We start from the raw sequence: 13255 nt of genomic DNA, 5'->3' as shown, positions 1-13255 counted from the left end.
TAAGAAATAACCTAGTTAAATATCAAAATCAGCTAGTTTTTTAGCCACTAATTTGTGGTCTAACTGCACATAATCAGGCATACCATCTTTATACGGTGGGTAATCTTCACCTTGAATCAGTGGTAATAGGTAATTACGGCCTAGCTCACTAATACCAAAACCATCTGGCGTAATGTAATCACGCGGCATAAATTTTTCTACATTAGCAATTTCAGACAAGGGCGCTTCACCCACTGCCCATGCATAAGGTGTTTCACTGGTACGAACAATGGTAGACATCACTGAGTTTTTTCCCGCCAAAGCCAGCTTAACAGCAGCCTCACCCACAGCATAAGCTTGCTGAACATCTGTTGCAGAAGCTAGGTGACGTGCGGAACGCTGTAAGTAATCAGCTACTGCCCAGTGGTATTTATAGCCTAAATCTTGTTTAACCATTGCTGCTAAAGAAGGTGCAACACCCCCTAATTGCTTGTGACCAAAAGCATCGGTCGTACCAGCATCAGCAAGAAAGCTACCATCGGAATAGCTTGCGCCTTCTGAAACAACAATAACGCAGTAGCCGTATTTCTTAACACAGTCATCAACACGCGCCATAACGGTAGCGCGATCAAATGGAATTTCTGGGAAAATAATCAGGTGCGGTGCAGCGCCTTCGCCTTCACCAGCTAAACCACCCGCACCTGCAATCCAACCCGCATGGCGACCCATCACTTCAAGAATAAAAACTTTAGTTGAAGTGGCACTCATGGATTCAATATCCATCGCAGCTTCTTTAGTCGATACTGCAATGTACTTAGCAACCGAACCAAAGCCTGGGCAGTTATCAGTAATGGGTAAATCGTTATCAACCGTTTTAGGAATGTGTACTGCTTTTAGTGGATAACCAATAGTTTCAGCCAGCTGAGCAATTTTTAGACACGTATCAGCAGAATCATTACCACCGTTATAAAAGAAATAACCAATATCATGCGCTTTGAATACTTCAATTAAGCGCTCGTATTGAGTCCTATGCGTTTCAACATCTTTAAGCTTATAGCGACAAGAACCAAAAGCACCGCCAGGCGTGTGGCGAAGCGCTGCAACGGTTTCATCAGACAGTGCAGTAGTATCAATGAGTTCTTCCATTAAAGCGCCAAGAATACCGTTACGGCCTGCATAAACAGTGCCAATAGAATCGCTGTGCTTACGCGCAGCTTCAATTACACCGCACGCACTTGCATTGATTACTGCAGTCACACCGCCAGACTGGGCGTAAAAAGCGTTTTGCTTGGACATTGTCAAAAAAGCTCCTGCTTGGTTAATGATAGGATTAAAATTGCGGTTATTCTACCGGATCTAATGCATCTATGCATGATGTCTTGCGCTAGAAGTTGCTGACAATGGTAAACTTTACAACTTTCTATTAAGCAAAATGAGTTGAGCTATGCACCTACACTTTTTAGGCATTTGTGGCACTTTTATGGGATCTTTAGCTATTTTAGCCAGAGAAATGGGGCATAGCGTGAGTGGTTCAGACCAGCAAGTGTACCCACCCATGAGTCATCAACTGCTTGCTGCAGGCATTCATTTACACGAAGGCTTTGATTATAACCCACTAGACTTCAAGCCAGATTTAGTGATTGTTGGTAATGTAATGCGCCGTGGCTTACCTTGCGTTGAAGCGCTGCTAAACTCAACCTTGCCGTATACTTCTGGCCCTCAGTGGCTACACGACCACCTATTGCGTGGGCAAAAAGACAATCAGCAACGCTGGGTTTTAGCCGTTGCAGGAACGCATGGTAAAACAACGACCGCCAGTATGTTGGCTTGGTTATTAGAAGATGCCAATATGTCGCCAGGCTTTTTAATTGGCGGCATACCCACTAACTTTGGCATTCCAGCCCGCTTAGGAAACTCGATTTTCTTTGTAATTGAAGCCGATGAATACGACACCGCTTTTTTTGATAAACGCTCTAAATTTGTGCATTACGCGCCACGCACGCTAGTGCTGAATAACCTTGAGTTTGACCATGCCGATATTTTTCCTGACTTAGCCGCCATTCAAATTCAATTTCATCATTTAATGCGCCTACTTCCCACTAATGGGCGTGCCATTTATCCACAAGCCGATACTGCTTTACAGGCCGTTATTGAAAAAGGCTGTTGGAGCGAAGTTGAAACCTTGGGTAATCGCCAGACTAATCATCAAGCCGATTGGTGGGCAGTTAAAAAAGATGCTGCTGGTGCGTGTTTTGAAGTGTATTTAAAAGGTGAATACCTAGGTGAAGTCAACTGGTCACTCACAGGTGAACACAATATCAACAATGCATTAGCTGCTGTAGCCGCTGCAAGGCACGCGGGTGTTCCAGCCCAACAAGCGGTTAAATCATTAAACCGCTTTTTAAGTGTTAAACGCCGTATGGAATGTTTGGGTAAAGTTTCCGGCATACAAGTTTACGATGATTTTGCCCACCACCCAACCGCCATTGCCACGACCTTAGAAGGTGCGCGCGCCGGTTGTAAAGGCCGTTTAATTGCGGTGATTGAACCCCGATCTAATACCATGCAGCTAGGTACTTTACGCTCAGCTTTGCCTGCCAGTGTTGCATTAGCAGATGACGTATATTGGTATCAATCGCCTAAAATGAGCTGGTCGCCTGCCGAGTTAAACATAGGTTCGTCTTTTACAGCGTTAACCGAACTTAAAGCGGCTTTATTAGCCAAATTAAAACCCGATGATTGGGTGGTGTTAATGAGTAACGGCAGCTTTGGCGGTTTGCATCAAGCGCTAATGGACGATTTAAGAGAAATGGAAACGAAACGATGAATCGAGCACAAGTGAACACAAACCAACAAAAAAGAGTCACCCTAGCCATCACAGGTGCAACGGGTGTGCAATATGGCTTGCGTTTATTGGAATGCTTGTTAGCACAAAACTGTGCTGTGGATTTGATGATTTCTAAAGCAGCACACCTAGTCATCGAAGTTGAAACGAACGAAAAACTGCCTGCTAATGCCGACAAACTTACCGAGCAACTTAATAAACACTACGCAGAATTATCGGGGCAAGTTAAAGCTTATGGGCGTGAAGACTGGTTTGCGCCAGCGGCTTCAGGTTCAGGTGCTGCATCGAGTATGGTTATCTGCCCTTGTTCAGGCGGTACGCTTTCTGCCCTAGCAACGGGGGCTAGCAATAATTTAATTGAACGTGCTGGTGATGTGGTTTTAAAAGAGCGGCGGCAGCTTATTTTAGTGACGCGTGAAATGCCGCTGCACCAAATTCACTTAGAACATATGTTAAAACTGACCCAAATGGGTGCGGTGATTATGCCAGCCAGCCCAGGCTTTTATCACCACCCTAAAAGGATTGAAGATTTAATTGATTTTGTCGTTGCCAGAGTGATGGATCATTTAGGCTTAGATCAGCAACTTGTCACTAAATGGGGTGAATAAAGTAATTGTTAATACCTAATTAATTACTCAAATTATCGTCCACTCGCTCACTCAGTGAGTGGTAACAACTGTTAGCAATACGGGTTTGAAAGTCTACAGTTTGTTCACCGGCTCGCAATTCAAGTGGTGTTATCGTGATATCAAGTGGCCCAATATCACACACTAAGGCCTGTAATAAATTTTGATAAAGCCGAGTTCTTAACACTAAAGAACCATTAATGGTTGTATTGGGCATTAAAATTAAGAGTGTTTGCATATCATAACGGTAAGCCTCATCACCAATACGGCAATTATTTCGACAAACACTACTAACATCTTGAATAAAGCTTTTAGCCAAATTTATACCTAGCTCTTTTTTGATTTCTGGGTATTGGTGCAATTCTACTAACAATAAAGATAAAGGTTTTTTAGTAACCCTAGAGCGACTCACCTCGGCATTCAGGTATTCATTAAAATAGTATTTATTTAAAAGTCCTGTTTCCTTATCAACACCCATCAATTTCTCAAGTTTCTTTATTTCAATCTTACTACGAATGGCATAAATCCAAACTATTAATGTAAATAACAAGAAAAAAGTAGAAAAAACAATATTTTGTTCTATTGGTTGATTGTAAAGCCTTAAATTAAGCCAACCTATTAACAGCAAAATATTAAAAACTAAAGATGCGGAAGTAGGTAAAAGATAAAAAGCCAACAAAGGGTAGCAAAGCCCAACCCAATGCCATTGAGTAATGTCATTAAATACCTTTGGTTGTAATAATAAGAAAATAGCCAACATTACTAACGCTAATACGGCAGCAGGATCATTTTTTAGCTGACTAGACGTTTGCCAACGCCATAATCCTAATGCAAAAAAAATGGGTGTAAAAAGTGTTGGCAGTAAAATGGCTTGATAATAACTTGACAAGTAAAATTGCACAGCTAAAAAAGCCAACCCAATGCCTATAATAAAATAAAAAACTGCTATTAATTGATTATTTTTATAATTAAACTTATCAGTATTCATTTTCTACCTCAAGCTTATTAATATAAGCTTTTAAGTAGTCGACTAAAGGTTGCTGTTCAGTGTCAAGTTGCGAACTAAAACTTAACTTAGGCAGCTGTTTAACTAATTCGTTTTCTCGATAGTTAAGTTCAGCGGTATCAAACAAAGGAATCAATGCTACCAACTGATTGCTCGATAAAGAATACAGTCCTTCATAGGGTGAAAAATAATGCATTATTTCGTTAATGCTACACAGATCAAAAGCATCTGCATTAACAATAAAAATAATGCCTAAAGAGGTTAATTCACGCTGCGCTCTTTTTTGCTCTTTGTATAAATTAATAACAAGTTGATTTTTATTTAATAATTGAGTTTTGACATCACGATTTAACTGTTTTTTTAATCCCTCAGCATAAGCAATATGGGAAAAATAATGCAACAGCGTTAACAAGGTAATTGACCAAAAAACGGTTAAGTAAGCCGCACGAAACACACCATCCAATTGCAACATTAATAAAAAATTAACGGCAACTGAAAAAAACAAGATAAAAAATAGCGCTACTCTAAAAGACAATAAAGATAAAGCGAGTAAGGGATAGGCTAAAAAAAGGCTTAAATGCAACGAATAAATGGGGCTTTCTGCTAACAAAATAAGCAATAAAGAAGCAAGTGTGTAAACCATAAAAACCACTTGACTAAAAATAAGGTAGCTTTTTTTAGGCCAGTTTTGGTCGCTTAAAAGCAATAAGCCCATGACCAAAAAGCCGCTAAAATAAACCAAGGCAATTATAAAGTCACCTTGAAAGCTATACCAACTAAATAGCAATGCAAATAAACCACACGCAAGTAGTTGACACCATGTAAGTGTGCGTATGGACTCGAATAGTCCCATAACTTGGCAAAACCTTAATTAAATAACTTGCGCCGTAAAGCGGCGTACCCGGTCTTTTACGTGTTGTAATAGCCATCTTGACTGACCTAACCATCCCCTGGCAAGGGCATTGTAACTCAATGTTATCCCATTAGGAAATAGGATTGTAACGGAATGCACACTAGGGCTAGGGTAACGCCTTTAGCTTGCGTATAATGTGTATAATTTAAACAGTTTAGTATTAAAAAAGAGCATAAAAAAATGAATATCGCTGAATATATGCAGTCATTAGGCAAGCAAGCAAGAATCGCTTCACGGCAGCTGGCTCAAACAGCAACCGAAGTAAAAAATGCGGCTTTATTAGCCACAGCGGAGGCTTTAGATAATCAACGCGCAGAGCTTTTAGCCGCAAATAATGATGATATGAAAGCCGGTGCTGCGCGTCAGTTAGATGCCGCTTTATTAGACCGTTTAGCGCTGAACGAGGCACGCATTGATGCGATGATAGAAGGTTTACGTCAAGTTGCCGCTTTACCAGACCCTATCGGTGAAGTTACTGATATGAGCTATCGCCCCAGTGGTATTCAAGTCGGTAAAATGCGAGTGCCTTTAGGTGTAATAGGTATTATTTATGAATCACGCCCCAACGTCACTGTTGAAGCAGCCAGCTTATGCTTAAAAGCGGGTAATGCAGCCATTCTACGCGGCGGCTCTGAAGCCATTCGTTCTAACCAAGCCATTGCAAAATGCTTAATGCTAGGCTTAAAAGCAGCAGGCTTACCCGAAACTTCAATACAAGTGGTTGAAACCATCGACCGTGAAGCCGTTGCAGAATTAATTACCCTAAGTGAATACATTGACGTGCTTGTACCACGCGGCGGCAAAGGGTTAATTGAGCGCATTACTGCGGATGCAAAAATCCCCGTTATTAAGCATTTAGACGGCATTTGTCATGTTTACCTTGATCGCTATGCCGATCAAGCAAAGTCATTAGCCATTGCGATTAATGCCAAAACGCACCGTTATGGTACTTGCAACACAATGGAAACATTGTTAATTCACGAATCACAAGCGGCTAACCTATTACCCGCTTTGGCAGAAGCTTATCAAGCAAAAGGGGTTGAATTACGCGGCTGTGCGCGTTCTCGCGTGTTAGTACCTAGTATGCTAGCAGCCATTGACTCTGATTGGACGACAGAATACCTAGCACCTATTTTGGCGATAAAACTGGTTGATTCTTTAGACGAAGCCATGACCCATATTAATACCTATGGATCACATCATACTGATGCCATTGTCACCGAAAACTACACCCGTGCCAGACGTTTTATGGCGGTGGTTGATTCAAGTTCCGTCATGGTCAACGCTTCAACTCGCTTTGCCGATGGTTTTGAATACGGTTTAGGGGCTGAAGTGGGTATTTCTACCGATAAAATTCATGCTAGAGGCCCGGTTGGATTGAATGGTTTAACCTCTCAAAAATATATTGTGCTAGGTGATGGTCAAATACGCAGCTGATGATGCCAAAATGTCCTCTTTAGTGTTAATGTTCGGCGGTACTTTTGATCCTATTCATCATGGGCATCTACGCAGCGCCCTAGAACTGACTCAAGTACTACCCGTTAAGAAGGTGCATCTAGTACCTTGCCAGCGTCCTGCACATAAAGATCAACCTAAAGCGACAGCAGAACAACGTTTAGCCATGCTACGTTTAGCCATTGCCGACGAAAGCTTACTGTTTGCCGATGATTGTGAATTGCGCCGTGCAGGGCCTTCTTGGTCGGTGGATACATTAATAAATTTACGCAAAGATTATGGCAATCAACAACCACTAGCAATGGTGCTAGGTTGGGATGCATTTATTGGCTTACCCAATTGGTCGCGTAATGAACGCTTATTAGAATTAGTGCATTTAATTGTTTTAGAACGCCCAGGACAAATGTATCAAGCAACGGACGAGGTTTTACAGTTACTAGAAAAACATAAATTAACAGCAGACGAAACATTAGCGACCCACCCTGCGGGACGCATTTTTAGGCTAAGTTTACCCAGTACATTTGAAATTTCAGCAACGCATATTCGTAAACTTTTGGCTAACAACTTATCAGCACGCTATTTATTACCCGACACGGTTTTAAATTTTATTAACAAGCAAGGACTTTACCGGTAACTTTTTACCTGTGACCCTGCTGTTTATTTTTGGAGTGAAAATGCACGTCGACGAATTAAAAAAACTCGTGATTAATGCTTTAGAAGACTTAAAAGCACAAAACCTAGTGATATTAGATGTTAAAGGCACCACCAGTGTGACCGACTATATGATTATTGCTAGCGGTACTTCTTCTAGGCAAGTCATGGCGTTAGCGCGTAATGTTCAAGACTTAACTAAAGAACACAATTTAAAGCTTTTAGGCATTGAAGGCTTGGATTCTGGTGAATGGGTACTGGTTGATCTAGGTGACATTCTAGTTCACGTTATGCAACCACAAACGCGTGAGTTTTATGACTTAGAAAAGCTCTGGGGTGAATACGCAACACCGGCTGTTAGCGAACTTGATAAGACAGCTACTTATTAGGCAAAAATCTTGAAAATACGAATTTTAGCTGTTGGACAAAAAATGCCTGCATGGGTAGAACAAGGAGTGACCGAGTATACCAAACGCTTACCCCATGACTTTAAAGTGGAATTTGAAGAAATCCCACTAGGCACTAGGCGTCCAGGCAGTGATTTAAAAAAGGCCATGCAGCAAGAATCGGATGCTGTTTTAGCGCGTTTAAAAAACAGTAAAGAAAAAGTGATTGCCTTAGATGTACTAGGTAAATCATGGAGTAGCGAACAGCTAGCCAAGGTCGCTGAAGATTGGCGCATGGAAGGACGTGACATTGCTTTGCTGATTGGTGGACCTGATGGTCTTTCTGATGCCTGCTTACAATTAGCCGAACAACGTTGGTCACTTTCTGCTTTAACCTTGCCTCACCCTTTGGTTAGAGTGTTGCTTGCAGAGCAGCTTTACCGTGCCTGGACGCTACTTTCTGGTCATCCTTATCACCGCTGAGTAATTGTGTTTGAATAACCATGACTGAATTTAGACGACAAATTAAAGATTCCGAAAAAGAAAACCATATTTTCTTATTTCGTGGACGTTTGCTACTTGTTTTAGTCGTGTTATTAATGCTCATACTTGTTGGGCGTATGGCTTATTTGCAAGTATTTCAATACGACCTCTATACGCTGCGTTCCGAACGTAATCGTATTAGTGTTGAAGCCATACCGCCTACACGTGGTTTGATTTATGACCGTCATGGTCAACTACTAGCTGATAACCTACCCAGCCATAGCCTAACACTCACCCGTGAACTAACTGACGATGTTGAAGCAGTTGTGGCGCAAGTCTGTACACTACTTGAACTGGATGAAACCTGTCAAACTACGTTGGTTGAACGCAGCTTTCAACGCCGCCGCCCATTTGAGCCAGCACTATTAGTCGATCAACTCACCGAAGAACAAATAGCCCGCATCGCAGTTAATCGCCACCTATTACCCGGTATTGATGTTTCAGCACAGCTACTGCGTAACTATCCAAGCGGTGAAGCTTTATCACACGTTTTAGGTTACGTTGGCCGTATTAGCGAAGAAGATATGGTCAACCTAGATAAAAAAGCTTACAGCGGCACTCATTACCTAGGAAAGACGGGGGTAGAGCGCTTTTATGAAGATAATCTACATGGAAAAGTTGGTTATCGTAAAGTTGAAACCAACGCACGAGGTCGCGTTATTAAAGTCGTTGAATCAGAGCACCCTAGCCCAGGCATTGATTTAACTTTACATTTAGATGCCAAATTACAACAATTTATTTATAAAATATTAAATAAACGTAGTGCTGCAGTGGTAGCTATTGAACCTAAGACAGGCGGTATTTTAGCACTGGTTAGCTCACCTGGTTATGACCCTAATGTATTTATTGGTATGTTAGATTCTACCGATTTCCATAGCCTACGCAAAGATCCTCAACTGCCTTTATTTGACCGAGCCAGTCGTGGTCAATACTCACCCGGATCAACCATTAAACCCATGCTGGGTATCGCCGCATTAGACAATTCAGTCATAACACGCGAGTATGAGTTGATGGATAGAGGTTATTATCAACTCCCTAATGATGACCGCTTATACCGTAACTGGAAACGAAACGGGCATGGTATGGTTAACTTAGAGCGTGCCATTGCTGTTTCTAACAATACTTTCTTTTATAATCTGGCTTACAACCTAGGCATTGATGAAATGTCTTCATTTATGCAACGCTTTGGTTTTGGAGAAAGTACCGCGTTAGACGTTAATAATGCACGTAAAGGTTTAATGCCCAGCCGTGAATGGAAAAAAGCCGCTTATAAGCAACCTTGGTTTCCTGGTGAAACACTCAGCACTGGCATAGGACAAGGTTATTGGCTTACAACACCTTTACAGCTAGCAACAGCAACCGCTGTACTTGCTAACAAAGGTCAATGGATAGCACCACGTTTATTAGCCAGTACCGACTCACAATTAAATTTACTGCCTAAAAAAGCCAGTAAAGAAAACATTGAACTTAAAAACCCTGAAGACTGGGATTATATTTTTAATGCTATGACTAATGTCATGCATGGATTTGAAGGAACAGCCCGCGCGTCAGGACAAGGTGCTAACTATAAAATAGCCGGTAAAACAGGCACTTCACAGGTTTACAGCCTAAGCCAAGAAAAAGGAAACAGAAACACCGAAGGTCTATCTGAACACCTTATCGACCACGCTGTTTTTATTGGTTTTGCCCCCGCCGAAAACCCACAAATTGTTTTAGCAATTCTTGTTGAAAACGCCGGTGGCGGCAGTAGAGTGGCGGCACCTTTAGCACGCGAGATTTTTGATTTTTACCTCACTCAAGAGCGCTTATCTTTGAAGGAGAACGACCTTGCCCCGTGATTTCTTATGGAGCTTGCCTGGTGCGTATCGTGATTTACGGCGCAAAGAAAGTTTTTTAACCCGTATCCATATTGATGGCTGGCTATTATTAGGCTTGATTATATTAATGAGCGTAAGTCTGGTTATTCTTTACAGCGCTACGGGCGGCAACTTAAATTCAACGATGGCACAAGCCACACGCTTCAGTGTTGCTATGGTTGCAATGATTGTTGTTGCACAAGTTCCGCCACGTTTTATGCGACGTTGGGCACTGATTGCCTATATTTTTACACTGCTAACATTATTAGCCGTATTAATTTTAGGTATTGATGCCAAAGGAGCTCAACGCTGGATATCCATTGGCTCTTTTAGAATACAGCCCTCTGAATTGATGAAGCTTGCTTTACCACTAATGCTAGCGTCTTATTTATCGCAATGTCATTTACCACCTAACTGGAAAAACTTAACGATTGCTTTTTTGCTAATGGCTATACCCACACTACTTATCGCTGTTCAACCAGACTTAGGTACATCCATTTTAGTAGCAGGTGCTGGGTTAGTTGTATTATTTTTAGCTGGATTAAGCTGGCGTTTAATTATGTCATTTATTGCGTTAGCTTTAGCAGCATTACCTGCTTTATGGATGGTGATGCATGATTATCAAAAGAATCGCGTCAAGACTTTTTTAAACCCTGAAAGTGATCCACTCGGTACAGGTTGGAATATTATTCAATCTAAAACCGCGATAGGGTCAGGTGGCTTATACGGCAAAGGCTGGTTAGAAGGTACACAATCTAGGCTAGAGTTTTTACCCGAAAGGCACACTGATTTTATTATTGCAGTTTTAGCTGAAGAAGCTGGCTTAGTCGGTGTTATCCTACTACTTACTTTATATACACTAATAATTTGGCGCGGAATGTTGATTGCTTTATCTGTCGATGATACTTTCAGCCGCTTATTAGCATCTTCAATTATTTTAACCTTTTTTGTGTATGTATTTGTTAACCTAGGTATGGTGAGTGGTTTGTTGCCTGTAGTCGGCGTACCTTTACCACTGGTTAGCTATGGCGGCACCTCTAGCTTCACGTTAATGATAGGCTTTGGTGTACTTATGTCGATACACACTCACAAAAAAATGATTGTTAAGTAAATTTTCGGGGTAAAAAAATGGTTTTGCGTATTTTAGCTATTGTGTCTTTTTGCTTTCTGCCATTAAGTCAGTTAATAGCAAGCACTTATGATCCTACACAACGTCAAGATGTATCTGATTTTATTGATGAAATGGTGCGCGAAAAAAAGATGGATCGTGAGCATTTACAAAATCTATTTCGTGAAACCAATAAACGCCAAGATATTCTTGATTTAATTGCTCGCCCTGCTGAACGCGTTTTAGTGTGGCATGAATACCAAAAAATATTTATTACCTTGCAACGTATTGACGGCGGCAAAAAGTTTATGACTGACTATGCCGATGCCCTAAAACGTGCCGAGCAACAATACGGTGTACCTGCTGAAATCATTACCGCTATTATTGGTGTAGAAACCTCTTATGGTGGCAATAAAGGTCGTCACCGTGTTATTGATGCCCTAGCAACTTTGTCGTTTGATTACCCACCTAGAGCTAAATTTTTTCGTGGCCAATTGGTTGAGTTTTTAAACCTGACTAAACAAGAAAGCTTAAACCCACGCTTACCTATGGGTTCTTATGCTGGCGCGATGGGCTACCCACAGTTTATTCCTACCAGCTACCGTGATTTTGCCATTGATTTTGATGGCGATGATTTTGCTGATATTTGGACTAATCCTGTTGATGCCATTGGCTCAGTCGCCAACTATTTTGCAGCGCATGGTTGGCTAAAAAACCAACCCGTTATTGAAAAAATAACTAAATTAGATAAAGATTCAGCATTGCCTGAGTTACGAATGAATCGCTTTAATAGACTAACTTTGGCTGATATTAAGGCTGCTGGCGTACAACCCACGAATAAAAACTTAGCCAATAACTTAACGGCAATACCGATGGCTTTTACATTACCCGACAGTGAGTTTTACTTATTAGGAATGCAGAACTTTTATGTTATTACACGCTACAACCACAGCCGCCTCTATGCTTTAGCGGTTCATGAACTTGCTGAGGCCTTGCGGAAATAACCCATGCAAGCTTTACGTACAACACCTTACTTAATAACTTACTTACTTCCTTTGTTTATCTTAACCGGTTGTTCTGTCGGTAAAGGTGGCGGTGTTTACGGCAGCACGACCAATAATGATACTAATAAGTACACGCTGCAAGATAGAATAACTAGCTCTGGACAAGGACGTTACAGCCAAAAAATAGACAGCCTGCCAACTAATCCACCAGATGTTTCAAGAGTGGCAGATGCAGTGCCTAAAACCGAACCACCAAGTCGCGGTGGTAATGCTGCTAGCTATGTAGTGTTTGGACAAACTTACCGCGTTTTAAATTCTAGCCGTGGCTTTACTCAAACAGGCAAAGCTTCTTGGTATGGCAACAAATTTCATGGTCATCTAACTTCTAATGGCGAGGTTTATGATATGTACACCATGAGTGCTGCACATACACGTCTGCCTTTGCCGACCTATGTAAAAGTCACCAACTTAGATAATAATCGCCAAGTTATTGTTAGAATAAATGACCGTGGCCCTTTTGTAGGCAGTCGTATTATTGACCTTTCCTACGCTGCGGCTTATCGCTTAGACATGATTAAAACCGGCACCGCTAACGTTAGCGTTGAAGCCATTGACCCAGTGCAATGGCAAGCGCAACAAAACACTTCAAAAACCAGTGTATTTTTGCAAGTTGCTGCTTTAGGCAATGCACAAGCAGCCGAGCGCTTACAACACCGAGTTAAACAACTGACTCAAGCACCCGTAAGAGTTTTGTCTGAACAAGGTCACCGTCCAATCTACCGTGTTCAGGTTGGTCCTTTACAAGGACGTTCAGTGCAGACAGCGATTCAACAGCTTGAAGCAACCGACCTTGGCAGCCCCTTGATGGTACGCCACTAAAATG

13 protein-coding genes are annotated in these 13255 nt (G+C 41.6%); 10 read left to right on the top strand and 3 right to left on the bottom strand.

Translation table 11 applies throughout. The features are described 5' to 3' along the window. Positions 1–15: 15 nt before the first annotated feature. On the bottom strand, positions 16–1275 hold the full coding sequence (locus VJY63_RS03545; RefSeq protein WP_324048366.1) for a 6-phosphofructokinase: 1260 nt from the start codon (positions 1273–1275) through the stop codon (positions 16–18). Positions 1276–1423: 148 nt separating this feature from the next. On the opposite strand from VJY63_RS03545, the gene mpl reads away from it, so the two are divergent. Continuing rightward, positions 1424–2806 carry a UDP-N-acetylmuramate:L-alanyl-gamma-D-glutamyl-meso-diaminopimelate ligase gene (mpl, locus tag VJY63_RS03540; RefSeq protein WP_324048364.1) on the top strand — a complete coding sequence of 461 codons (1383 nt, stop codon included), beginning with the start codon at positions 1424–1426 and terminating at the stop codon, positions 2804–2806. After that, complete coding sequence (locus VJY63_RS03535) at positions 2803–3432, top strand: flavin prenyltransferase UbiX (RefSeq protein WP_324048363.1); 630 nt, start codon at positions 2803–2805, stop codon at positions 3430–3432. Before mpl ends, VJY63_RS03535 begins: the two co-directional genes overlap by 4 nt. A 19-nt stretch (positions 3433–3451) precedes the next feature. Here VJY63_RS03535 and VJY63_RS03530 read toward each other — a convergent pair whose 3' ends face one another. Together VJY63_RS03530 and VJY63_RS03525 are read right to left on the bottom strand one after the other, a co-directional pair. Next, a complete protein-coding gene (locus VJY63_RS03530; RefSeq protein WP_324048361.1) occupies positions 3452–4438 on the bottom strand; it encodes a GGDEF domain-containing protein in 987 nt (328 codons plus the stop codon). Next, on the bottom strand, positions 4428–5171 hold the full coding sequence (locus tag VJY63_RS03525; RefSeq protein WP_324048360.1) for a hypothetical protein: 744 nt from the start codon (positions 5169–5171) through the stop codon (positions 4428–4430). The genes VJY63_RS03530 and VJY63_RS03525 overlap by 11 nt, the downstream gene beginning before the upstream one ends. Before the next feature lie 378 nt (positions 5172–5549). Here VJY63_RS03525 and VJY63_RS03520 point away from each other — a divergent pair, with 378 nt between their 5' ends. The 8 genes from VJY63_RS03520 to VJY63_RS03485 are packed head-to-tail and all read left to right on the top strand — an operon-like array spanning position 5550 to position 13251. After that, positions 5550–6806 carry a glutamate-5-semialdehyde dehydrogenase gene (locus VJY63_RS03520; RefSeq protein WP_324048359.1) on the top strand — a complete coding sequence of 419 codons (1257 nt, stop codon included), beginning with the start codon at positions 5550–5552 and terminating at the stop codon, positions 6804–6806. Beyond that, positions 6787–7458 (top strand): nicotinate-nucleotide adenylyltransferase, encoded by a 672-nt coding sequence (gene nadD, locus VJY63_RS03515; protein WP_324048358.1) that lies wholly within the window; start codon positions 6787–6789, stop codon positions 7456–7458. The genes VJY63_RS03520 and nadD overlap by 20 nt, the downstream gene beginning before the upstream one ends. Positions 7459–7498: 40 nt before the next feature. Then, a complete protein-coding gene (rsfS, locus tag VJY63_RS03510; RefSeq protein WP_324048357.1) occupies positions 7499–7864 on the top strand; it encodes a ribosome silencing factor in 366 nt (121 codons plus the stop codon). A gap of 9 nt (positions 7865–7873) precedes the next feature. Then, positions 7874–8344, top strand: a complete 471-nt coding sequence (gene rlmH, locus VJY63_RS03505) for a 23S rRNA (pseudouridine(1915)-N(3))-methyltransferase RlmH (protein ID WP_324048356.1) — start codon at positions 7874–7876, stop codon at positions 8342–8344. A 20-nt stretch (positions 8345–8364) separates the two neighbouring features. Further along, positions 8365–10242, top strand: a complete 1878-nt coding sequence (gene mrdA / locus VJY63_RS03500) for a penicillin-binding protein 2 (RefSeq protein ID WP_324048355.1) — start codon at positions 8365–8367, stop codon at positions 10240–10242. Further along, a complete protein-coding gene (rodA, locus tag VJY63_RS03495; protein WP_324048354.1) occupies positions 10232–11371 on the top strand; it encodes a rod shape-determining protein RodA in 1140 nt (379 codons plus the stop codon). Before mrdA ends, rodA begins: the two co-directional genes overlap by 11 nt. A gap of 17 nt (positions 11372–11388) precedes the next feature. After that, a complete protein-coding gene (mltB, locus tag VJY63_RS03490) occupies positions 11389–12372 on the top strand; it encodes a lytic murein transglycosylase B (RefSeq protein WP_324048352.1) in 984 nt (327 codons plus the stop codon). A 3-nt stretch (positions 12373–12375) separates the two neighbouring features. Next, entirely contained in the window at positions 12376–13251 is an 876-nt protein-coding gene (locus VJY63_RS03485) for a septal ring lytic transglycosylase RlpA family protein (protein ID WP_324048351.1), read from the top strand. The last annotated feature ends 4 nt before the right edge of the window (positions 13252–13255 follow it).

This window comes from Marinospirillum sp. (assembly GCF_035271045.1).
In the GTDB taxonomy this organism is placed as follows: domain Bacteria; phylum Pseudomonadota; class Gammaproteobacteria; order Pseudomonadales; family Halomonadaceae; genus Marinospirillum.
This window is presented reverse-complemented; position numbering and strand designations above follow the sequence as displayed.

Coding starts and splice junctions, on each gene's coding strand:
- VJY63_RS03545 (WP_324048366.1), bottom strand. CDS start 1,275: ATGTCCAAGCAAAACGCTTTTTACGCCCAGTCTGGCGGTGTGACTGCA.
- mpl (WP_324048364.1), top strand. CDS start 1,424: ATGCACCTACACTTTTTAGGCATTTGTGGCACTTTTATGGGATCTTTA.
- VJY63_RS03535 (WP_324048363.1), top strand. CDS start 2,803: ATGAATCGAGCACAAGTGAACACAAACCAACAAAAAAGAGTCACCCTA.
- VJY63_RS03530 (WP_324048361.1), bottom strand. CDS start 4,438: ATGAATACTGATAAGTTTAATTATAAAAATAATCAATTAATAGCAGTT.
- VJY63_RS03525 (WP_324048360.1), bottom strand. CDS start 5,171: ATGGGCTTATTGCTTTTAAGCGACCAAAACTGGCCTAAAAAAAGCTAC.
- VJY63_RS03520 (WP_324048359.1), top strand. CDS start 5,550: ATGAATATCGCTGAATATATGCAGTCATTAGGCAAGCAAGCAAGAATC.
- nadD (WP_324048358.1), top strand. CDS start 6,787: ATGGTCAAATACGCAGCTGATGATGCCAAAATGTCCTCTTTAGTGTTA.
- rsfS (WP_324048357.1), top strand. CDS start 7,499: ATGCACGTCGACGAATTAAAAAAACTCGTGATTAATGCTTTAGAAGAC.
- mrdA (WP_324048355.1), top strand. CDS start 8,365: ATGACTGAATTTAGACGACAAATTAAAGATTCCGAAAAAGAAAACCAT.
- mltB (WP_324048352.1), top strand. CDS start 11,389: ATGGTTTTGCGTATTTTAGCTATTGTGTCTTTTTGCTTTCTGCCATTA.
- VJY63_RS03485 (WP_324048351.1), top strand. CDS start 12,376: ATGCAAGCTTTACGTACAACACCTTACTTAATAACTTACTTACTTCCT.